Raw genomic sequence first — 21521 nt, 5'->3', positions numbered from 1 at the left:
CTAGCTTATTTCGGAGGCAATGCTGCTAGAAATTTGAGCGCATCTTCCATAGTGCCGATTTCGACAATTTTCATTTTGGTCTTAATTTGATTGGCTCTCTCGACAGCTGCTGTGTAATTCTCGACTTTGGTACCATCTTTATAAGTCACATCTTTGGGTGCGAAGAAATAATCAGCCTTTTCCCGATCCGCGGCAATGATCTTATGCTGAATACCGCCAATTGGACCTACAGTGCCATTGCTTTCAATCGTTCCTGTCCCTGCAATGCGATAACCCTTGGTAATATCATCTGCCACGAGTTGATTGTAAATCTCTAAGGAGAACATTAATCCCGCCGAGGGACCGCCAATCTCACCAGCCTTGATGGATACTTGCTGATCCTCTTGATCCGCTTTTACGGCCTGCATATCCGCCGGTACAACGCCTATGCCTGCCCGCGGCTCGCCCTGCTCCCCTTCCTGCTTAGGAAGCGCACCAAGCGTCAGCGTAGCTTGCTGTTCGACTTTTTTCCTCGAATACGTGATAGCAATTGTATCCCCTGCTTTTTTACCTTTAAGCGAGTCCAGTAAATCTTGAGCGACTTTCACTTCTTTATCTCCAGCTTTTAAAAGGACATCCCCCGGTTTGAGAACCTTTTCTCCCGATAGGCCAGGCAGCGTCTGGAGTACCATAACCCCTTCATGATTGATATGAAAGGGAATTTTCGCTTGCGTGTAGGCCGCTTGAATAGCACTCGCTTGGGATGTCAACATAACATACTCTTGGCGCTGTGAATACTCCTGTTCCGACTCACCTTTACGCAAAACACTCGTTTTGGGCTGAATCTCTTCATAAGGATGTACGAGACCGATTAAATAATTGACCATGTTGGCATCGGCAACTCGTACCGTGGTTAGCATCAGCGTCCCCTTTTCGGCATCAGAGCCTTTGGGGATCGTCACCATCGGTTTAATTTCTTCTGCTGTCCCTGGCATGAATATAAAAAAAGGAAGTCTTACAAAAAACAATAAATAAACAATGACAACTCCGATAATCGCAGATATTAAATAGCGCCTAGTCGCTGATCTTTTCGGATATCGATACGAATCATTCGACCATGTACGAATCGTACTCTCTTCTTCGTTCTCCATGCAGGTTCCCCTTCCTGATGCCTTATACAAGTGATGTCTCTTGCTCTACCTGCCAAGCGAAAGCTTGGTCTAAACCCGCATCCTCTAGCGTACAATTGAAGCATGTTTAAAGGACGAGGTGATATTATGCAGCCTAAGAATGTAAGATCCAACTCCAAACTCACAACGCTGGTACTGGGGTCTTTGGCTGCCCTTGTAGTCGTTTCTATCATTTTATTCCCGGACAAGGCATTTCAGTCTTCGCTCGAGGGACTTACAATTTGGTGGAAGCTTGTATTTCCGGCACTGATGCCTTTTCTCATTATGACCGAACTGTTAATCGGTTTTGGCGTAATTCAAGGAATAGGCATTCTTTTAGAGCCGCTGATGAGGATTGTATTCCGTCTTCCCGGTGTAAGTGGGTGGGCGCTAGCATCTGGTCTTATAATAGGATTTCCTACCGGAGCCAAAATTACAGCTACCCTGAGGGAAAAAAACCTCATCTCCCAAAAAGAAACAGAACGATTAACGGCACTGTCCCATTTGTGCAGCCCCTTATTCCTGATAATGGTCGTAGGTGTAGGCTTTCTGCACAGCGCTAAGCTGGGCTTCATACTTGCAGTAGTCCATTATGCCTCGGCTATTTTAACAGGATTTTTGATGAGAAATTCCAAAAAAGCACAGCAGCCTTTTGATAATTCCCATGAACTTCAAGTAGCCACTTTGCGGCCTAATAATCAAGTATCCACTTCGGTATGGAAACTATCCTTATCAACGATGCGCCAAGCTTATTTACACGATGGACGTCCCTTCGGTAAACTGCTAGGGGATGCGGTAACCTTTTCCGTGCAAACCTTAATGCTAATTGGCGGATATATGATGATTTTTTCCGTACTAATTAATGTAATTAACATAACTCATCTTACGGATGTATTTCGACCCGTCACACGCTATTTACTTGGTTTTATGAATGTCCATACCGATACCACACCTCAGTGGCTCAAGGGGATTCTAGAAATTCATCTGGGTGCCTATGCTTTTAGCCAAGCACAAGGCCTTTCCTTACTTCCGCAAATGGCGCTACTAAGCGCTTTTCTTGGCTGGGGCGGCTTGTCTGCCCACGCGCAAGTAGCTGGCTTTCATCAAAAAACAGATGCTCGTTATCTGTTCTTCTTCCAGTCCCGAGCTCTGCACGCCGTACTCGCTTTGGTATTAACCGTTCTGCTTTGGAAGCCGCTACAGCTGCTTTTGCTGGATTCTGAGCCTAGTTTTCTTTGGTTAGACAAAGCCAAAAGCGAATATCCTACGGTTGCCTTTCCACTGAACGGCGAATCGGCATGGGGCCTTTGGGGACCTATGCTGATGCAGTTCCTTCTATTATTCACTTTGATGTTGATTATTTCAACGATCCTAAGAACTTTCAAAAAAAAAGCTATTGATTCGTAATTCCATTAAATTCGAGGGAATTTCTTTTTCAGCGCTTCTTCCACCTCAGCCGGAACTAGATCTTCCACCGGTCCATGAAACTTAGCAATCTCCTTCACAATACTTGAGCTCAAGTACGAGAACTGTGGCTTCGAAGTCATAAAGAAAGTTTCTACATCTGGATTCAGCTTGTGATTCGTAGAAGCCATCTGCAATTCATACTCAAAGTCAGAGACCGCCCGAAGTCCACGAACAATTAGACGCACATTACGAGCTTTCATATAATTGACCATCAAATCTCTAAAACCATCCACCTCTACATTCGGCAGATCCTTGGTCACCTTCCTAATGAGCTCCATCCGCTCTTCCAATGTGAACAGAGGATTCTTGGATGTGTTATTCAGTACAGCTACAATCAACTTATCAAACACCTTTGCCGCTCTATGTATAATGTCAAGATGGCCGTGTGTAACAGGATCAAAACTGCCTGGATAAACGGCCACTGTAATCCCGTGTTCTTGCCTCATCATGCTGTTCATCTCCTTAAAAGCTTGCTCATATTTATTCTGCTGATCCTTTGTAAATCGTGACAGCAGTATCTCCGTAATCGGATCTTCGCTGCTGCTTAAATCCACCGATGGTATCTTCGAGGACATCCTTAGCATCGTGTTCCACAACTATCGTAGCATTCAAAGGAACGATCGACTGCTCTTCCATCGTGCTTATCAGCTCCGCGATAAATTTCATTTTGTACGGAGGATCGAGGAAAACGAGCTCAAATTGCTGTTCCCGCTTCGCTAACGCTTTCAACGCCCGAGTAGCATCCGTTCGGTAGATCTCAGCTTGGTCCTTGAGACCTGCGGTTACTAAATTATGCCCAATCGTGTCGATGCTTTTCTTCTCGATATCAATGAAGACAGCCTTATCCATCCCGCGGCTGAGCGCTTCAATCCCGAGCCCGCCAGTACCGGCGAATAGATCAAGTACTTGTCCTCCATCAAAGTAAGGACCGATCATACTGAAGATCGCTTCCTTCACTTTATCCGTTGTTGGCCGCGTGCTGGTACCGGGTACAGCTTTTAACGACCTTCCCTTGGCGGTGCCTGAAATCACTCTCATCTTACGTATTTCCCTTCTAGCTGGCTCATTCTTTTGCTATCGTACCACAAGCTCTAATCGGACACAAAAATTTTATCCCTGCGATGTATAAATTTTCCGTAAAACGGTCATCCTTGAACTATCGACATCAGAGAATGTCGTAGACAACCGCGGAGAAGACTTACGTTTCCCCATAAGTTCTTCGTCCGGTTTCTCCTCTCCCATGAGGCGGCTGCGCAAGCAGTCGCCGTTATTATTTATATAGTATAGTTAACGGGACCCTTATTATATAAGGGGTTATTTGAGTTTAACAGGCACTTAAAAGCATATACAGTATGGATTTAGGGCATTGGGTGACCACTTGGTGACCAAATTCTATATCTTTTTATAACCTATAAGAGTTGAAAATAAAAAAACATCAAGATATTACTCTCGATGCTAAAATTATATTTATTTTTTTATCTCTTTGAATGTACTAACGATTTTTGTTAAGTCATCTTTGGAAACATCCATTTGTTTAGTAGATGTCCAGAAAAGAACCCGATAGAATCTATCATTCGTTTCAATAAAAGTAATATGATAACCAGCCTTTATACTTTTATTAATGACACTATGTATTTCTACCTGTTTTGCTGGGTTTCCGTTTACAGTTTTATCAATTTCTGATGATATCGTGAAATCAGCAATAACCCACATAAAGTAACTTTGCATGTCCCGAAACGATTGCTACTATACCCATGATTAGTCCAATTGTAGCCATAATAGACAAAGGAATGCTCATAATATAAATTGTTGTTTTAATAATGCTTTTCTTATTTACTTCAAGTATTTCGTAGTTTTTCATATTTGGCTTCCCCTTTAAGTTTTTCATTGTTTTTATCTAATAATTTCAGATTCTCATAAATACCTTGACCCCAAGCCCCCACTTTAAATCCTCCATTTATTTTTAGTTAGTAACATATAGTGGAAATTTATATGATTAAAAATTAACAAAGAACCTATCCCTCAAGGAATAGGCTATTCTGTAAATCCTCCGATATTTTCTTCTGAGCCCCGTCACATACACCTCACATTTCCTTTTCTCACTCCAAGTCATGAGGCGGTCGCGCAAGCGTCAAAGAAAAAGAAAAATCGACAGGTTATTCGGAATCCTTCGTATCATTAGAGTTCTCCTCCAACAACTGTTCCTGAGCAACTTGTGCTAGGGAATCAATAACAGCCTGGGGTTTTACCTCAGTTGGCTCTGGACGACTACGGCCATACAGCCGCACATAGATCTGCTCAATCTCTTCGCCGGTTAGATCGCCTTGTTTTAGCAACTCTTCAGCAATGGAGTGGACGAAGTCGGCGTGTTCCCTTACTAAATTCTTTACTTGGAGCATCTGATCCTTCAGAAGCTCGTTAATCTTTGGTCGAAGTGCCTTGAGTGCATCTGCCCGAGAGCCCGTCGCAAGCCAACTGAACAGCTCATCGCCCATACCGACCATACCGAGGTAGGCGCCGGCCATCTCCGTAGCCTGCTGAAGATCGGAGGTGACACCGTTTAATTTCTTCCCTAAGAACACCTCTTCCACCGCCCGGGCTGCCAGACAGACTTGGATCTCCGCTAAGATCTCACTATCGCTTCGGTTATACCGTTCATGCGTCGGCTTGGTGGCAGCAAGACCGAGCGCACCGCCCCGGCGGATGATCGTCACTTTCCAGACCCGGTCGTGGGGCTTTAGTAAGTACTGGGCCACCGCATGGCCAGCCTCATGGTAGGCGACATTCCGCTTCTCGTCGTCTCTCATGGAGCGGAGCGGCTGTTTGAGTCCCCACTCATAGGTCTCCATGGCAGCCCGGAAGTCCTCGTAACTAGCTTCCTGGGCTCCCCGTTGGTGGGCGATAACAAGCGATTCATTGACGATGTGTTTGATCTGCGCAGGGCTGTAGCCGACCGTATCGAGCGCCGCTGCTTCCGGAGTTAGCGTAGAATCCCGTTTCACTTTCCGGAGATAATATTGGAAGACGTCCACCCGACCATCATAGTCGGGGGTATCGACCCAGAGCTGCCTGTCGAAGCGGCCGGGCCGGAGCAGCGCTGGGTCGAGTACGTCGGGCAGGTTGGTCGCTGCGACCGTCAGCACCGGCGGACGCTCTGCCTTCTTTCGCCGCAGCCCGAGCGAGCGAAGCAGCTTGGCAAACCTGGAGTTGTCGATGTTCGGCGGGTCCATCTGCAAGAGCAGCTCGTTGAGCAGGCCAGAGCCGCCGCCCATGCCGAACATCCCTCCTCCTCCTGCTCCTGCCTGTCGACTCATCCCGATGGCATCAATCTCATCGATGAAGATGATGCAGGCGCCGTACACCGTCGCCAGCTTCCGGGTCTTCTTGTAGAGGCGCATCACCTTCAGGTTGCCGACGCCGAAGAACATGTTTTGAAAGCTTGGGGCCGAGGCGTAAGCAAAAGGCACCTGTGCTTCGTTAGCGATCACCTGAGCCAGGTAGGACTTTCCAGTGCCGGGAGGCCCGCAGAGCAGCAAGCCTCTGATCGCCTCGCCACCCATTTCCTTGAACTCTTTTACGCCTTTGAGCAGGGTGACAATCCGCTTGGCATTCTCAACGATTTCAGGGTTACCCCGGTAGTCATCCCAAGTGGCCCCGGTCTCACCAGGCAGAATCCAGTATGTGCGTCCCCGGGCCAGGAACCAGAAAAGGGCTACGAACTGCACGATCATGAACATGATGGCAAAGAGCAGCTGCATCACAATACCAACAATAGTCAATGCGATATTCCAAGATGTCGGGCCTCCTACCCATAACAACACGCCGGTTAAGACGAGTGCTGCGAGCCATAGGATGAATGTTCGCCACTTGATCCACTGATATCTCTTCATGGACTCACTTCCTTTAAGACGGTTTGTATTATTCTATGAAAACCATAGGCCTCCCATGAAGGAAGGCCACAGTCTTGTTTATTGAAATTTTCTTTTAATGTCCAATATATACTTGAGAATGACAGCGATACCTCCAACGAAATAAAAAATCACAAGAGTCCAGCCCGTAGGATCAGTTGGTATCAAGGATAAAACAATCTCTAATGGCAGGACATAATATAGGACATCTTTCAAATAGCCTAACACAAAAGTTGGATCAAAAGAGCCTTTCCAAAATGATTGGAAAAAGGCGATTAGAAAATCAATGATCATTAATCCAAATATGGCCCACATGGTGTAGATCATCCAGTCTGCAAGCGTAAATGTCATTTATCATCACCACCTTCCTACATACTATGCTAGGAATTCTGACATGATACAGTTTTTTATCAATCTGCCCATTCGCTGTAGGTACAGCTCAAGTGCCGCATTAAAGTTATTATTAAAACAAAAAAACTGGGGACTAGCCCTTAGAAAAGCACTTTCTCTCCTCTCCCATGAGGCGATCACGCAAAGCGGTCGCCGTTATAATTTTATGAAACAGTTTAACGAAAACCCTTGGTATGAGAACGGGACTAGAAAGCAGTTGACACTATAGAGAAGAGGCTTAAATAAAAAACCAAACGACTTTTAGGTAAAAGTCGTTTGGTTTTTATTTAGGCACATTCAAAATACGTTTTATAATTCATAATTATCTTCGTTGTAGACAGAAAGCACTCCCCTACTGATGTTCTATATTCTGTTCTTCAAGAAATTTGCAGTAATAATCAACGCTTCGACATAGACATATTTTGTATCTTTAGAACTAGGACGATGTTATAGTATTGGAAGACATTACTATATAAGGATGAATTTTTTTAATGAAAAAATACTTATGACCTATTATTTCTACACCTTTACATTTAGCTATTTCTTTCATAACATCGTTTCAATTCAATAACTACTCAAATAAAAAGTGAGGTATACATTCCCTATGGAAAACCATAATCAACTTTCACTAAATGAAATCCAATACATAGGATTCTGGAAACGAGTCCTGATGTACATCTTGGACCTGATAATCATTGGCATACCTTCCATTTTGTTGTACAGATTCTCACTAAATACATCAATAAAAATTGGTTCAGTCTTCCCTTTCATCATTTATTGGCTGCTGTTTTGTGCTTTTTATGTGTTCATGGCCGTCAAGTTTGGTGGTACCCCAGGAAAATTACTTAGTAAAGCTAGAATTGTAGACAAAGAGGGAAACTTTCTTCATATTGGTAGTGCAGCAATTAGATATCTGCTCTTTTTTCTTTATTCGATCATTATGGTGCTTAAACTAAAAGAAGGGATTGATTTAAAAGTCAATTCTCATGAGATTAGTCACTTCTTAAGTACACATAAAGGAAAATTTTCATTAATCGGGAATTTTATTGGAGTTATTACTTTCTTCGAATGTCTTTCCGTTCTATTCAATTACAAAAAACGAACACTCCACGACTTTGCTGCCGGAAGCTACGTTGTTTCACTAGATACTTATAAACGAATGAAAGATACTCATGAGCCTCAAATTGATTTATCGCGTGAAGATAACACAAACACAAGTTCATCAGTATTTAAAAGCCTTGGAAAAGCTGTGATGTGGACTATTATCGGCCTTGTTATCTTTTTAGTGTTTGTGGGAGTCATTCATTTCATATCAACTCAAAACGATTAAATGAAAAAAAGCCGCTAAGTGCGGCTTTTTTTCATTTAGAAGCAGTAAATTATATACTAAGATCTATACATAGTCTCCTTCATTATTTTATCACATACCATACCGTCATTTACCACTTTTGCCGAGACGTGGAAGCACCTACCTATTTTTTATTAGTAGTAAATTTAATTTCAATACCCCGTTGGGGTAAATGATTTTAAAACCTTGTATTCCCTCCTACATACTTCATGTGATATGATAGAAACAAGAACATACATTCTCTTTATTTCGCATTCATCTTACAGTCAGAAAAGAAGGTATCCTATGCAAGATCACACAATTTTTGAGCGTTTGCGTAACAAATATGCGGATGAAGACAGGGCCAAGCTGGTCATGCTGCAATTAAGAACGTTAATGGAGCAGAAGAAAAAGAAGAAATGGTATCAAAAATGGAAGACGCCGACAAAAACGCAGCCATCGAGTTGGAACGAATAACAGGCATGCATTTAATTGTAGAAAATCAGGAACATAAATAGAAGCTTTCCTTTCGTAGTAGAACTACTGAGGAGAGCTTCTTCGCCTTTAGTTGCTTCTTTTGCGTGAATAATACAATACACCGAGATAATGCGCTCCTGTAAATAGGGTGAGAATTCCAAAGAACAGCAGGAACCCTCCTTCACGATCACGGAAGAAAAATTGCAGAACAAAAAGCGCAAGTGATATTTCGCTCCAGAGAAGCGTTCTTCTTTTGAGCTGGGTCAGATCCGCAGTAGATCTACTTATTTTGCGAAGATTCATAAATGTAAGACCAGCGAGCACGATTACGCCAATGACGATCACGAGAATGTAACTTGAATTACCTGACATGTGACTCCCCCTATTTCCGATGGTTCAACTTTATCTTTTATTAATAGTAAGACAATATATCTAAGATACATGGAATATGGCTAGATGTCTATTTCGAATTGTCCTTTTAAAAAGGATTTTAGCTTCTTCCGTGGAACATATTTGAATGTGTTGTCTAAATCTCACAGCGAGGAGCTTACACCATGTCTACCCTGTCATTTAAAGAATTAGAAGAGTCTGATATTTCCCTTCTGATGGATATTTACAATCATTTTGTCATGCATACGACTGTTTCTTTTCACACGGAGCCTGTAGAGATATCAGAATTTACGGAGAGTGTTATTCATCCAAACCCGCGTTACCAAACTTATGTGATAACATGGGATGGGAACCTTCAAGGATATGTACAAGTCATGCCGCACAAGAAAAAGCAAGCCTATGATACCACCGGGGAAGTGACGATCTACTTGCATCCGGAATGCACGGGCAAAGGATTGGGCTCGGCAGCCATACAGTACATTGAAGCGGTCGCTAAAGAGCGCGGCTTTCATGCTCTAATCTCCACCATTTGCGCGGATAATAAACCTAGTATTCATATGTTTACGAAAAATGGCTATACACAATGCGCCCATTTCCGTGAGGTTGGCTTTAAATGGGGCCAATTTCTCGATATCGTTACCTATCAAAAAATCATATAAGAGGTTTATGGCGTTAGTAAGCGCCAGTTCAAACCCCCGTCTGTCGTTTGCCACAAATCTCTAGCATCCAAAAGCCAGCCACTAGTTGCTGTAGGAAAACTTAGGTGTAAACTCGCAGCTAGCGGCTGGAATGTGCTAGGAAATTCGTGTTGTCTCCACGTTTTGCCTCCATCAAATGTCCGAAGGAATTGCCATGTTTTCTCACTACTTTGTGGATTCGCATGCAAGAGAATGAACCCATTTTGTTGATCTGTAAAAGAAATGGCCTGCGGGGCAAGGAAACTCGGCAGCCTGCCTGTTTCTTGCCATGTCTCCCCGTCTGTCATGTGATATAGTATCGACACTTCTTTATCCTTCTTACTGGGCCCAATAAACCAACCCTCGATGGCTGAACGGAACGTAAACAAGCCCTCCTTTTCTGACGGCATTGAGATACGGCTTGATGCAGACCAAGTCAAGCCCCCATCTTGTGTGCGAAGGAGTATCATATCCTTACCACTCTGGAACGCAATCAACCCTTGATGTCGGTCAAAAAAGCGAAAAAACAGCTCTTCTCCTCTAGTCTCTAATCCAGGTAAGTCCTGTGCGATAACCTCCCACGTTTGACCACCGTCTAAGGTTAATCTAAGTTCTGATTTTTCGTCAGAAGATTCACTGGTAAGCAGCCAACCCGTTTGATAATCAAAGAAAGAAATCGCGCTCGCCATGATTGTTTGAGGCAATCTACTCAGAGCCCGCCAGGTCATCCCACCGTCGCTGGATTTCAAGAATTGAAGATCAAGGGTGCCCGAAGAGACACCATAACCATGAAGCTCATCCACGAATGAGATCGCTTTGGTTGGTGTTAAGTGTATAGGTTGAACTACTTGATCTTGAATACCAATTTTCTCACCTGCAACGATCGAAAAGCCATTGTCACGTTTTTGATTCGGAGAAGTCATTAGTTTGGGAGACGGAGTTGAGGTCTCTTCATGAAAACAGCCTGCGCACAGCAGAAAAACCAGCAGTACAACTAATTTTTTGTTGTTTATCAAGGCTGTCATGAACTCATTCCTCTCCTTTCTTGCCGCTAATACTGCTTTGGGTATATGTAATGACGGTCCATGATCCAAAATAGTTCATGTCCATTGCTGCAGCCACAGCGTACGGGATATTTCTTGCCGGCCGCAGGGGCTGTTGATTCCGTTATTTTCACTGGATAGGATGTCCCTTATTAACAAAAGCTAGAGCATATTCATATTGCTCGGAGGGGATTGCAATGACCAAATGGCTTTGGTCCATCGCCATCGTAGGCTTGTTAGCAACAGGCTGCGGTGTGTCAAAAAACAAGCCTTATTACGATCAACGCTCTACACAAAATTCTCATGTAGAAGAACAAGATTTAACAACACATTCTAGTTCCAGCAACGACGAAATTGATACAGAGCCCCTTGCGAGTCCGAGGAGCATGAATAGTCCACCCCCTGCTGGGATACCCACGACTTCCATTCAACCTGAAGCAACATCTACAGTTATAACGACCAGACCATCGCCCAAAGCTATCCCCAAGAAAGCAGCGGTACAACCAGAAGCTTCAAAGAAGCCTTCTGTTCCTGTTCAAAAAAATCAAGGTCAAGCTAGAATTTCTCAGAAAAAGCTTACACTCTCTCAACTGGTTGTGAAATATCCGGATACCTTTAAGCTGCGCGGCTCTGCTCAGGAAAAGAAAGTGGCGCTAACCTTCGATGATGGGCCTGACACCCGATTTACTCCAAAAGTGCTTGATGCCCTTAAAGCGAGCCAAGTTAAAGCGACCTTTTTCGTACTTGGTGCTCAAGCTAACGCTCATCCTGATATCATTAGGCGGATTGTCAAAGAAGGCCATGTCATTGGGAATCATTCTTACAGTCATGCGAACCTGCCGAAGCTAACGGTGGACAAATTCCAAAGTCAGATTATCAGCACGGAGAGCGTACTGCAAGGCTTAATCGGCTACGCACCTAAGCTAATCCGCCCGCCGTACGGCGCGATTAACGAGGAGCAGGTCAGATGGATCGCTGACCACCATTATTTGATCGTGAATTGGAATGTCGATTCCCTCGACTGGAAATCGCTGAACTCCGATCAAGTGCTGAATAATATCATGCAGCAAACGAAGCCTGGTTCTATCATCCTTCAGCACTCCGGAGGTGCTGATAGCCAGGATTTGTCGGGGACGGTACAAGCCATCGGACCGTTAATCAGTAAACTCAAAGCAGCCGGTTACACATTTGTAACCGTACCTGAGCTGCTCCATGTCGCAAAAAGCAAATAAGCCGGAAAGCGCATCCTGAGGTGCGCACCCGGCTTATTCTTTTTGTCAGCTTATTCTTGCAGCTCCGAGAGCCTCGACTTGATGTCTCGGATGATCTGCAGCTGCGAGGGGGCGTTCTCTGGGCTCCACGCCCCCTCGCTCATCAGCTGCGCCAGCGTTAACTCCAGCTGGCGCCTTTCGTTGGCTCGCGCCAGCAGCTCCGGCGAGCTCTCACTCGCCAAGCTCGCCTCCGCATACTCATCGTAAGTGCCAGAGAAAGCGATTGGGCTGCGCTCCGCGCTCAGCCACAATAGCTTCGTCGCCAGCTTACGAATGAAGAAGCGGTCATGCGAGACGATGACCATGGCGCCGGGATAGCGGAGCAGCGCCTGTTCAATCCTCTCCCGCGAATCAATATCCAAATAATTCGTCGGCTCATCCAGCACCAGCAAGTTCGCGCCGCTGAAGTAAAGCTTGAGGAAAGCGAGCCTGCAGCGCTCGCCCATGCTTAAATCACCGATGCGCTTGCGCACCTCTTCGCCTGAGAAGAGAAAGCAGCCCAGAATCGTACGGGCTTGGGTCTGCGTCATGGCAGGCAGCGCCAGCAGGCTGTCTAGCAGTGTCATGCCGTCATCGAGAGCCCTTAGCTCCTGCGAAAAGTAGCCGATCGACGTCTGCGGGTGCTGCCGCACCTTGCCGGCAGCGGGCTGCAGTTCACCGACGAGGAGCTTGAGCAGCGTCGTTTTGCCTGAGCCATTGGGGCCGAGCACGGCCAAACGGTCGCCGCGGTCTACGCTGAGGCTCAGCTCAGCGAACAACTCGCGTTCGCCGTAGCGGAACGCGGCCCGCTCCAAGCGCACAAGCGAGCGTGAAGCGAAGTCGCTCGCACTCAGCTTCACCTTCAGGTGCGCCGCTTCCCGCGGCTTCTCTACGCGGTCGCCCTCTAGGCGCTCCAGCTCCTTCATCTTCGCGTTCATCCGCGAGACATGTGCGCCGGCTCGACCCTGAAAGTACCCGCGTTGTATCGGCACCTCAGCCATCCGGGCATTTTTCTCGCCCTGATGGAACCACTGCCGATACGTGCGAATGCTCTCCTCCAGCTGCTCTCGTAGAAGCTGCTGCTTGCGATAGAGCTGCTCCTGCGTACGCAGCTCGAGCTCTTTTTGGCGTGTATACTCTGTATACCCGCCTCGGTATTTTCGACTGCCTGTCGGCGTCAGCTCGACCAGGCAGGTCGCCACACGATCCATGAAATGGCGATCGTGGGAGACGAACACGACGGTGCCCGGATAGGCTCGAAGCCACACTTCGAGCCATTCGAGCGACGCCGCGTCGAGGTGGTTGGTGGGCTCGTCGAGCAGCAGCAGCTGCGGCTCACGCACCATCAGACCCGCCAACTGGGCGCGCGTCTTCTGCCCGCCGCTTAGCTGGCCGAGCGGCTGATTCCACAACTCGCGGCCGAGCCCGAGCTGCAGCAGCTTGCGCTCCACTTGGATTTCCCAGTGGTAGCCATCCAGCCCCATGTATCGCTCTGCTGCCTCCTGATAGTCGGCTAGCAGGCTCTCCATGCAAGGAGCATCTGCGTCCTGCATCCGCGCCTCCAGCACCTTCAGGCGACGCTTCGCAGCGCAATGCTCTGGGCAGCCTCCCTCGACATAGGCGTGTGTATTCACCGCCTCATCAGCCTCTGTCTGCTGCCCCATCCATCCCCACTGATCGAGCGGCAGCCTGCGTTCCACGCTGCCTTCATCCAGCTCCAGCGTGCCTGCCAACAGGCGAAGCAGTGTCGTCTTTCCTATGCCATTGCGGCCATAGATCGCGATCCGCTCCCCAGCATTCACTTCCAACTCCACTTGTTCAAAAAGTGGTTTCCCCGCAAATTCCTTCATCACATTCATTGCTTTTATTAGTAAAGTCATAGACTCATTTCCTCCTTTAAATTCAAATACAAAAAACCGCAAGCAATCGCCTACGGTCAGGAAGAACAAGTCATGATTTTGGTATGCAAAAAACAGCAACCCCTGAAGGAGTCAGCCCCTTTAGACATACGTATCCCACTCGCTCTACCTGCACAATCGTAGAGTCTGCCTATCAACGAACAATTTCGTTTTAGCAGAAAAAGTTAGGCTACATACTTCATCGTCAAAGGGTACCTCCGAGTTCTTCAAGATAGCTTTATTGTAACATAGCCCCTTGAGCACTCAAGGGAGAAAATTATTATAACCATCTTGCAGCCTGCTCTTTTTTATACTACAATTCAATTCGTAATAATTACTTTTTAATCCCATGATGAAGGAGTCCTTGTTTTGAGCAAAGTTCCCGTTATCGTACTGAGTGGATTTCTAGGCAGCGGCAAAACAACACTGCTCATCCGCATGCTTCAAGAAGCTGCCTCCTTTAACCTCAACCCTGCTGTTCTTATGAATGAGCTTGGGAAACAAGATGTAGACGGTCATCTCCTCCAAGAAGCCTCACCCGATGTCAACATGGCCAAACTGCTCGATGGCTGCATCTGTTGCAGTAAAAAAAGTGATATTAGTGATTCCATTAAACAACTGTTAGCGCGCAAGCCTGACGTCATTCTCATTGAATTAACCGGTGTTGCCAACCCAGAGGAAATCGTCGATGCATTGACCGAACCTAAACTACTTCCTCATGTGAAACTACTTAAAGTCATCACCATACTTGATGCCGAATACGTACTTGAATATAACAGTATTTTCGCTTCGGACCGAGAGCTTGTCCATACACTTCGTAGACAGATGGAAGTTGCGGATCTTCTTATTCTGAACAAAATCGACTTAATCTCTGATAAACAACAGAGGTCCATCGAAAAAACAATTCGCAAATTCAATGAGCGTTCTTTAATACTGCCAACCGCACATAGTCAATTTGATTTAGAGCTTATTTTTGGCACTCTCAGTCCACAAGAATCGCAATCCAACGTCTCTACAAGTTTCAACAAAAAGTTTCAAGTTAAAGCTATTAAAACTGCACAGCCGCCAAGCGAGACATCCAAACATACCCCATCGTTCTCACGTATTCAGACAATTACAATCCCTATGGATGATGACCTCGCTTTGTCACAACGCTTTGTGGAACGTTATTTAGCAAAATGGGGCTCCACACTGCTTCGCGCGAAAGGTTATTTGATTATTGGCGCTAAGCACGAATCCTTTGTTATGCAATTCGCAGGCAGACGCACGAACTGGCAGCAGACCACTTTCCAAGGAACGCCTTATCTCGTCCTCATAGGTATGGATCTGGATTCGAAAACTCTCGAAGATGACTGGCAAAAGCGATTAACAGAATTTCAACTATAAAAGCAATGCATACCAAAAAAGCAGTTCCGCTGAGTTCACCTCAAGCAGACTGCTTTTACTTTTCCCGACTTTTTTAGTGCAGCTCAGAAGAGGGAGAGATGCCCGACTTACAATCTGAGCAATATCCAAATATCTCAAAACGATGGCTTTGAATTTCAAAACTCTCCGGCAAATCCTTTACAAGCTTCATCGGACAGAACTCGAAGGTGACCGTCTTTTCACAATTGATACAGATCATATGGTGATGATGATGGGATAAACAACTCGCCTTGAATTTCAAACCATCCGCCAAGTGAAACTGCTCCAGAACACCCATCTCACTCAACAATCGAAGATTTCGGTAGACAGTATCAAAACTCACACCAGGATATTTAACTTTCATGTATTCATAAACGTCTTTTGGCGACAAATAACTTCCGGATTCAGCGAATAACGTTGCCAAGCTCCTGCGCTGCTCTGTAATTCTCCATCCTTGCTGAGCCATAGCCCTTAGCATCTCGTCAATCGTATGCGTATGAGTGCCCACTTGCATTACCCCTCTGTCATAAATTGTTCTATTAACATAGTGCAGCAAATGGACCTCTTGCGTCAAGTAGACGAACATCTCGTCCTTAACAAAGTTGTCCTATTCCCCTTTCATTCATCATAGGTTACAATAGTAATAATTATGATTAAGGAGTCTTCGTCAATGCCCACTACTGTGTTTCGAGCGAGCATGCATATTATCGCCGCCATCTGTTTCCTTTTAATTGTGCTTATCCTTTTAAACAACGACACGCCTACACTGTCCCTGCTAACAACAGAACGCATTCAAGCTTTCAAAACCATGTTCATCAGCATCCTATTAGAAGCTATTCCCTTCATTTTACTAGGTGTATTGCTTTCTTCCTTGCTCCAAACGTTCGTATCCGAGCAAACCATACGCCGTTTCATTCCCAAGAACCCTATTCTTGGCATCCTGTTCGCCTGCGTTTTAGGCATCCTATTCCCAATGTGCGAATGCGGCATGATTCCTGTCGTTCGAAGACTAATACTCAAAGGAATGCCCGTCTATATCGCAGTCGTTTTCATCGTAACCGGACCCATCATTAACCCTATTGTCTTCGCGGCTACTTTCATGGCTTTCCGAAATCACCCCGCAATCGCATATTCCCGAATGGGGCTGGCTTTTGCTGTTGCTATAATAATCGGACTGATCCTCTACCGTTTTATCAAAAGCAATCCGCTGCGTATAAGCCGCGCCAACTTTTCCAGTCAAGAAGCGTTGGAGGGTCATCAGCATCAGGGTAGTGGCATATCCAGTAAGTTAAATACATTTTTCGTTCATGCTTCTGATGAGTTTTTCGAAATGGGTAAATATCTCGTCTTTGGCTCCCTGCTCACCGCACTGATTCAAGTTTTTATGCAGCGCGAAAGCCTGCTTGCCATTGGTCAGGGCCCTATCAGTTCCCATTTGTTTATGATAGGCTTCGCCTATATTCTTTCACTATGTTCCACATCAGACGCTTTTGTCGCTTCCTCTTTTCAAACGTCATTTACGTCTGGTTCACTGCTTACTTTCTTGGTTCTCGGCCCTATGCTTGATTTCAAAAGCACACTTATGATGCTTTCCGTTTTCAAATCCAAATTCGTACTCATGCTTTCGGCATTAATTGTTATCACCGTGCTGGCTTGTTCACTGCTTTTGGAACGCTTTTCTAACTTTTAAGGTCATACAATCTAGGAGGAATTGACATGAGTGAAGTCCGGTTAATAAGCTTTCATTATTTCTTTCGCACATTAATTTTGCTTGGTTTTTCCAGCTATATCGTGATACTCACCAAGACAGATGCCCTTCAATACTACATAGCTCCGCGTATGATGATTTATGTCAAAATCGCCTCCGTTATCCTTTACATCATCGCCTGCTTTCAAGGCTATATGGCACTTCGTGCTTACTGGGGCAAACCAGTTGCCTGCGAATGTGAACAACCGGTTTCTCGCTCAACCTTGCGCAATACAGTTGCTTACGGACTGCTCATTCTGCCGTTGTTAATCGGCTTTCTGCTGCCTAATACCGCCTTAAGTAGTGCTATGGTAGCTGCCAAAGGGATGAATCTCTCTGCTGCAAAATCTAGTATAGCCAAACAAAATGCAGACCTAATCAACGATAATGGCTCCTCAACAGGTGTGAAAGTGTCCAACCAGGCAACTGCTGCCGCTCCAAGTCCAACAACAGTTCCATCTGCGAACTCTAGCACAACTTTGAGCCCTGCTCCTGCTTCTAGTACCGAGACTCCAGCAATCGCTAAATCCGATGCCGAACTCCAAAAGATGTTCCACGCCGATAACGAGTGGGATGAAGATTTTTCCAAAATCGGCATGATCCTCTACAAAAAAGACACCATCGTCGTAAAACCAGAAATATACATGGAAATCCTTTCGTCCATAGACCTTTTCAAAAACAACTTCATAGGCAAAAAAATCGAGCTCACCGGCTTCGTCTACCGCGAAGAGAACATGTCCAAAAGCCAATTCGTCGTCGGACGCTTTGCTGTAAGCTGCTGTTCCGCTGATGCTACCCCTTACGGAGTCATGATTGACTTCCCGACCGCTCAAAGCTACCCCAAAGACATGTGGGTAAAAGTCACAGGCACCATCCAAAACGGCACCTACAACGGAAACGAAATCTTCACCATAAAAGCAACCCAAATCGAAAAAACCGCAGCCCCCGACTCACCGTATATATACCCAAACTTCGAACCGCTCAAAGAGCTTAACTAGTCAGCACAACAAACGTTAACCAAACCCAAAAACCGTCAGGACCACTCTTCATGATCCTTGACGGTTTTTCTTCATCATGCGGTTGTCCTATTAAGATTCACAGTTCATGCTCCAGTTCATGCTCCAGTTCCTGCTCCAGTTCCAGCCCCACTCCTCACGATTTTTTCCACAAAAAGGAAACAACTTCAACTTTACATCAACTTTAAACTCATATATAGACACTATCCCCACCACTCATTATGTTTATATATCCACCGAATTCTTTGTCTTAAAAAAATCGCTGCTCAGATCCGATCGAATTTATGACTCTCATACTTTGAAATATTATTTTAATCCCCGCACACCTTGTATTCTTTAAAAACAAATCTTTCCACGAACCATAATCCTCATATCGATCAAATACCCAAACCCTAAGATTAAACGCCCTTTTCTGAGACTTTCATTTAAATCTCCAGACTATGAATTAGACTTGATATAAGAACAAATATTCGATATAATGAAATAAGAACAAATGTTCCGCATTTAATTGGATTGAGGTGTCTTAATGGGAACAAACTATCATTTACCAAGCACCCTGGAGCAATTTCAGCAGCAATTTCCTACTGAAGAGGCCTGTAGAGATTACTTTTTCTCGACGAAATGGCCCTCTGGTTTTTCTTGTCCTCAATGTGGGCATTCGCATGCCTATATAACCAATACACGCCGGCTCCCTCTTTATCAATGTCTTCAATGCCATCACCAAACATCCCTTACAGCTGGTACTATAATGGCAGGCAGTCGCACTTCTTTACATAAATGGCTTACAGCTATTTTTCTGATATCACGGACGGAACAGGGCACGAATGCTGTTGCGCTCTCCAAGATTATTAGTGTCACCTACAAAACAGCTTGGCTCATCCTCCACAAAATTCGTCACGCCATAAGCACAGCCGACCAAGGCACTCTACTCTCGGGTATCGTCCAAGTAAATTCAGCTGTCTACGGGAAACCGTATAATCCTTACTTCCGCAACCATCCACAGGAACACTATCTTCTAGCAGGCTCCTCCCTCAACATTCAGGGTGAACCTTCCTACATCAAACTCAAACTTGTCCCTAAAATACATGTAAAAGAAAAGCTTTTTCAACGAGCCGCAACATTGGATTTCACCCAACAACATATCGAATCACAAACAAGCAGCATCGAATTTATTACTGGACGGTTTAGTTCAAAGAAATTCCGCGCCCTCCTTGCATTCGCTGCACAAGCCGGTAAATCTATTAACAACACTTTCCATGGCATTGGTCAAAAGTATCTACAACATTACCTAGATGAGTTTTGCTATAGGAAAAATCTCACTTTACACGAAGCACCCGTCTTTCAGCATTTGACCCACTTATGTACAGCTCCTCATGCCAAGTTAAGCTATTTCAACCCCCAAAACACACCCATGTGCGCCTAATAAGAGTATAACAATGTATCCTTAAGCATCCTATCTTGTAAGGTAATTGGTTTTGTACGAACCCCCAAGCTATTTGAGGTAATGTTCACTAGGCTTTTTTGGTGATATACAAAATCAGAATACGGATGGAAGTTTTTAGTTATTACTGTAACCTGAGTCAAAGGGATAGTGGGGATAGCGCGCATACATAGTAGTTGAGAGGTACTGGGATAGTACTCATATTGTTCACTTAAAGGATTGACTCAAATAATTTTAACTAACGGTTCTAATCACTGTCTTGCCTTGCCTTGCCTTGTCTTATTTTATTTTATCTTATCTTATCTTATCTTATCTTATCTTATCTTATCTTCTTTTCTTTTCTTTTCTTTTCTTTTCTCTTCTCTTCTCTTCTCTTCTCTTCTCTTCTCTTCTCTTCTCTTCTCTTCTCTTCCTCTCTTATCTACTCTTATTTACTCTCCTTACTTTCCATAAGTCCCCTTACTATCATTTCCTTCAACACCTGAGCCAAGGGGATAGTGATCATAGTCCCTAGGTACGACCCACATAACAAGTAACCCTAATCACTCCGCTCCCCTGATATGAGCCATAGGGATATTGGCTACAGCACCCCCTAGGACCTATCCAACCAACATGTTACTAAAATCATAAAAAAGAATCCTCAGCTTGGTCGCTGGGACTCTTTTGGCATTGAATTGCTTATTTCGCAGCTATTTCGGAAAGGGATTCCAGTTTGAGCAATTCTGTTCGGACTGCGTCTTTAGAGAAGTTCTCTCCTATAAACACAGCAACGTCCGGCACATCGCCTTTGGGAGTGATTTTGACGAAATCCATTTCTCTGTAGGCGTACTGGAATAAGAACCGGCTTGAGGTATCGGAAAAACTGAGAATTCCTTTAGCACGGTAAACCTCTTGCGGTAGCTTACTGACAAATTCTTCGAATGCGTTGCTATCTACTGCCCGCTCAAAAAAGTGCGTATACGCCATCACATGATTATGAGAATGATGATGGTGACTGTCGTGCGTATGATCATGGCCATGATCATGATGCAAATTATCGCGAGATTCATGAAGCTCATGATCCTCAGACGAATAGGTGGCGTGATGGACGTCATGATCACGGTCGGCGTCATTATGGGCGTCATACTGGTCTTCAATATGGTCTTCATAATGATGGTTGGCATTGTGCTGCACGTTATTATTAGTGTCATTATGTTTTGCGTTAAGATGCTGTTTCTGCCCTTGCTCTTCTTCCAGCATTTCGATGAGTCTCATGTCGATTTGGCTGAACACGGTGTAGTGTACAGATGCATATGGATTCCATTCGCGTACAAGAGCATCTACTTCCTGAAGCGCCGCTTCCTGTAACAGGTCTGCCTTGTTCAGTAAAAGTAAGTTCGCGCAACGGATTTGTTCCTGCATAAGCCGGTAGGTCTTGCCTCGACTTGTCCGACTTAGCTCCAGCAATTGCGGTGCATCCACTACGGTGATGACGGCTTTGAGCTCCACCGGGAGTATAAGCGAAGCATCAGTTACTTCATCAATGATTTCCATTGGATTAGCGATACCCGTCGATTCTATGAAAATCAGGTCAGGCTGCTCCTCAGTTACAAGTTCTTTGAGTGCCGTCGCAAGATCACCCCGGCTCGAACAACAAATGCAGCCGCCCAGCAGCTCGGACATCGGTACTTCATTGGCAATTAACTGCCCATCTAGGTTAACCTCACCAATCTCGTTCATGATAACCGCGGGTTTACGCCCCGCTTCGGTAAAATGATCAATTGCCTTCGTTAATAAGGTGGTTTTGCCGCTTCCGAGGAACCCGGATAATACATACACGGTAACTCTTTTGTGTGCTGCCATACTCATCTCTACCTCCGCCAAGCAGTATGATAGCAAAAGCTTCTAACCTGCTCATAATTGATTCCTCTTCTATTATTCGTAATTATTACCTTTAAG

20 protein-coding genes are annotated in these 21521 nt (G+C 45.0%); 9 read left to right on the top strand and 11 right to left on the bottom strand.

All coding sequences use genetic code 11. The features are described from left to right. Positions 1-5 precede the first annotated feature (5 nt). The gene (locus tag QFZ81_RS12965) at positions 6-1130 is read right to left on the bottom strand and encodes a SepM family pheromone-processing serine protease (protein ID WP_307443565.1); all 1125 of its coding nucleotides are present in this window, start codon (positions 1128-1130) and stop codon (positions 6-8) included. Positions 1131-1256: 126 nt separating this feature from the next. Here QFZ81_RS12965 and QFZ81_RS12960 point away from each other — a divergent pair, with 126 nt between their 5' ends. Then, the gene (locus QFZ81_RS12960) at positions 1257-2555 is read left to right on the top strand and encodes a nucleoside recognition domain-containing protein (RefSeq protein ID WP_307443567.1); all 1299 of its coding nucleotides are present in this window, start codon (positions 1257-1259) and stop codon (positions 2553-2555) included. Between the two features lie 5 nt (positions 2556-2560). Here the strand turns inward: QFZ81_RS12960 and coaD are convergent, their stop codons facing one another. The 5 genes from coaD to QFZ81_RS12935 all read right to left on the bottom strand — a co-directional run bounded on the left by coaD (position 2561) and on the right by QFZ81_RS12935 (position 6874). Then, on the bottom strand, positions 2561-3064 hold the full coding sequence (gene coaD / locus QFZ81_RS12955; protein ID WP_029195317.1) for a pantetheine-phosphate adenylyltransferase: 504 nt from the start codon (positions 3062-3064) through the stop codon (positions 2561-2563). 31 nt (positions 3065-3095) lie between these two features. Further along, positions 3096-3653 (bottom strand): 16S rRNA (guanine(966)-N(2))-methyltransferase RsmD, encoded by a 558-nt coding sequence (gene rsmD / locus QFZ81_RS12950; RefSeq protein ID WP_307443569.1) that lies wholly within the window; start codon positions 3651-3653, stop codon positions 3096-3098. 658 nt (positions 3654-4311) lie between these two features. Then, the gene (locus QFZ81_RS12945; protein WP_307603012.1) at positions 4312-4476 is read right to left on the bottom strand and encodes a hypothetical protein; all 165 of its coding nucleotides are present in this window, start codon (positions 4474-4476) and stop codon (positions 4312-4314) included. A 295-nt stretch (positions 4477-4771) separates the two neighbouring features. Then, complete coding sequence (locus QFZ81_RS12940; RefSeq protein ID WP_307443573.1) at positions 4772-6505, bottom strand: AAA family ATPase; 1734 nt, start codon at positions 6503-6505, stop codon at positions 4772-4774. Positions 6506-6583: 78 nt separating this feature from the next. After that, positions 6584-6874 (bottom strand): hypothetical protein, encoded by a 291-nt coding sequence (locus tag QFZ81_RS12935; protein WP_307443575.1) that lies wholly within the window; start codon positions 6872-6874, stop codon positions 6584-6586. A gap of 643 nt (positions 6875-7517) precedes the next feature. Here QFZ81_RS12935 and QFZ81_RS12930 point away from each other — a divergent pair. Next, the gene (locus QFZ81_RS12930) at positions 7518-8243 is read left to right on the top strand and encodes an RDD family protein (protein WP_307603010.1); all 726 of its coding nucleotides are present in this window, start codon (positions 7518-7520) and stop codon (positions 8241-8243) included. 303 nt (positions 8244-8546) lie between these two features. After that, complete coding sequence (locus QFZ81_RS12925; protein ID WP_157036524.1) at positions 8547-8717, top strand: hypothetical protein; 171 nt, start codon at positions 8547-8549, stop codon at positions 8715-8717. Between the two features lie 87 nt (positions 8718-8804). Here the strand turns inward: QFZ81_RS12925 and QFZ81_RS12920 are convergent, their stop codons facing one another. After that, positions 8805-9089 carry a hypothetical protein gene (locus tag QFZ81_RS12920; protein WP_047672726.1) on the bottom strand — a complete coding sequence of 95 codons (285 nt, stop codon included), beginning with the start codon at positions 9087-9089 and terminating at the stop codon, positions 8805-8807. A gap of 182 nt (positions 9090-9271) precedes the next feature. Here QFZ81_RS12920 and QFZ81_RS12915 point away from each other — a divergent pair, with 182 nt between their 5' ends. Continuing rightward, complete coding sequence (locus tag QFZ81_RS12915; protein ID WP_307443580.1) at positions 9272-9766, top strand: GNAT family N-acetyltransferase; 495 nt, start codon at positions 9272-9274, stop codon at positions 9764-9766. 5 nt (positions 9767-9771) lie between these two features. Here the strand turns inward: QFZ81_RS12915 and QFZ81_RS12910 are convergent, their stop codons facing one another. Further along, on the bottom strand, positions 9772-10809 hold the full coding sequence (locus QFZ81_RS12910; RefSeq protein WP_307603008.1) for a WD40/YVTN/BNR-like repeat-containing protein: 1038 nt from the start codon (positions 10807-10809) through the stop codon (positions 9772-9774). 215 nt (positions 10810-11024) lie between these two features. Here QFZ81_RS12910 and QFZ81_RS12905 point away from each other — a divergent pair, with 215 nt between their 5' ends. Next, positions 11025-12059 carry a polysaccharide deacetylase family protein gene (locus QFZ81_RS12905; RefSeq protein WP_307603006.1) on the top strand — a complete coding sequence of 345 codons (1035 nt, stop codon included), beginning with the start codon at positions 11025-11027 and terminating at the stop codon, positions 12057-12059. Positions 12060-12109: 50 nt separating this feature from the next. Here QFZ81_RS12905 and abc-f read toward each other — a convergent pair whose 3' ends face one another. Then, complete coding sequence (abc-f, locus tag QFZ81_RS12900) at positions 12110-13957, bottom strand: ribosomal protection-like ABC-F family protein (protein ID WP_307603004.1); 1848 nt, start codon at positions 13955-13957, stop codon at positions 12110-12112. A 387-nt stretch (positions 13958-14344) separates the two neighbouring features. On the opposite strand from abc-f, the gene QFZ81_RS12895 reads away from it, so the two are divergent. Next, the gene (locus QFZ81_RS12895; RefSeq protein ID WP_307603002.1) at positions 14345-15361 is read left to right on the top strand and encodes a CobW family GTP-binding protein; all 1017 of its coding nucleotides are present in this window, start codon (positions 14345-14347) and stop codon (positions 15359-15361) included. Between the two features lie 73 nt (positions 15362-15434). Here QFZ81_RS12895 and QFZ81_RS12890 read toward each other — a convergent pair whose 3' ends face one another. Continuing rightward, positions 15435-15893, bottom strand: a complete 459-nt coding sequence (locus QFZ81_RS12890; protein ID WP_307443586.1) for a Fur family transcriptional regulator — start codon at positions 15891-15893, stop codon at positions 15435-15437. A 156-nt stretch (positions 15894-16049) separates the two neighbouring features. Here QFZ81_RS12890 and QFZ81_RS12885 point away from each other — a divergent pair, with 156 nt between their 5' ends. From QFZ81_RS12885 to QFZ81_RS12875, 3 genes are all read left to right on the top strand, one after another. Further along, the gene (locus QFZ81_RS12885) at positions 16050-17069 is read left to right on the top strand and encodes a permease (RefSeq protein WP_307443588.1); all 1020 of its coding nucleotides are present in this window, start codon (positions 16050-16052) and stop codon (positions 17067-17069) included. Positions 17070-17095: 26 nt separating this feature from the next. Continuing rightward, positions 17096-18124: a TIGR03943 family putative permease subunit gene (locus tag QFZ81_RS12880; protein WP_307443590.1), complete on the top strand. Its 1029-nt coding sequence runs from the start codon at positions 17096-17098 to the stop codon at positions 18122-18124. A gap of 544 nt (positions 18125-18668) precedes the next feature. Continuing rightward, on the top strand, positions 18669-19565 hold the full coding sequence (locus tag QFZ81_RS12875; protein WP_307603000.1) for a transposase: 897 nt from the start codon (positions 18669-18671) through the stop codon (positions 19563-19565). Between the two features lie 696 nt (positions 19566-20261). On the opposite strand, the gene QFZ81_RS12870 is transcribed toward QFZ81_RS12875, so the two are convergent. After that, a complete protein-coding gene (locus QFZ81_RS12870; protein ID WP_307443593.1) occupies positions 20262-21431 on the bottom strand; it encodes a CobW family GTP-binding protein in 1170 nt (389 codons plus the stop codon). Positions 21432-21521: the final 90 nt, after the last annotated feature.

Source organism: Paenibacillus sp. V4I9 (assembly GCF_030817295.1).
In the GTDB taxonomy this organism is placed as follows: Bacteria; Bacillota; Bacilli; order Paenibacillales; family NBRC-103111; genus Paenibacillus_E.
The sequence above is the reverse complement of the archived record's forward strand: the minus strand, read 5'-3'. Positions and strand labels throughout refer to the sequence as shown.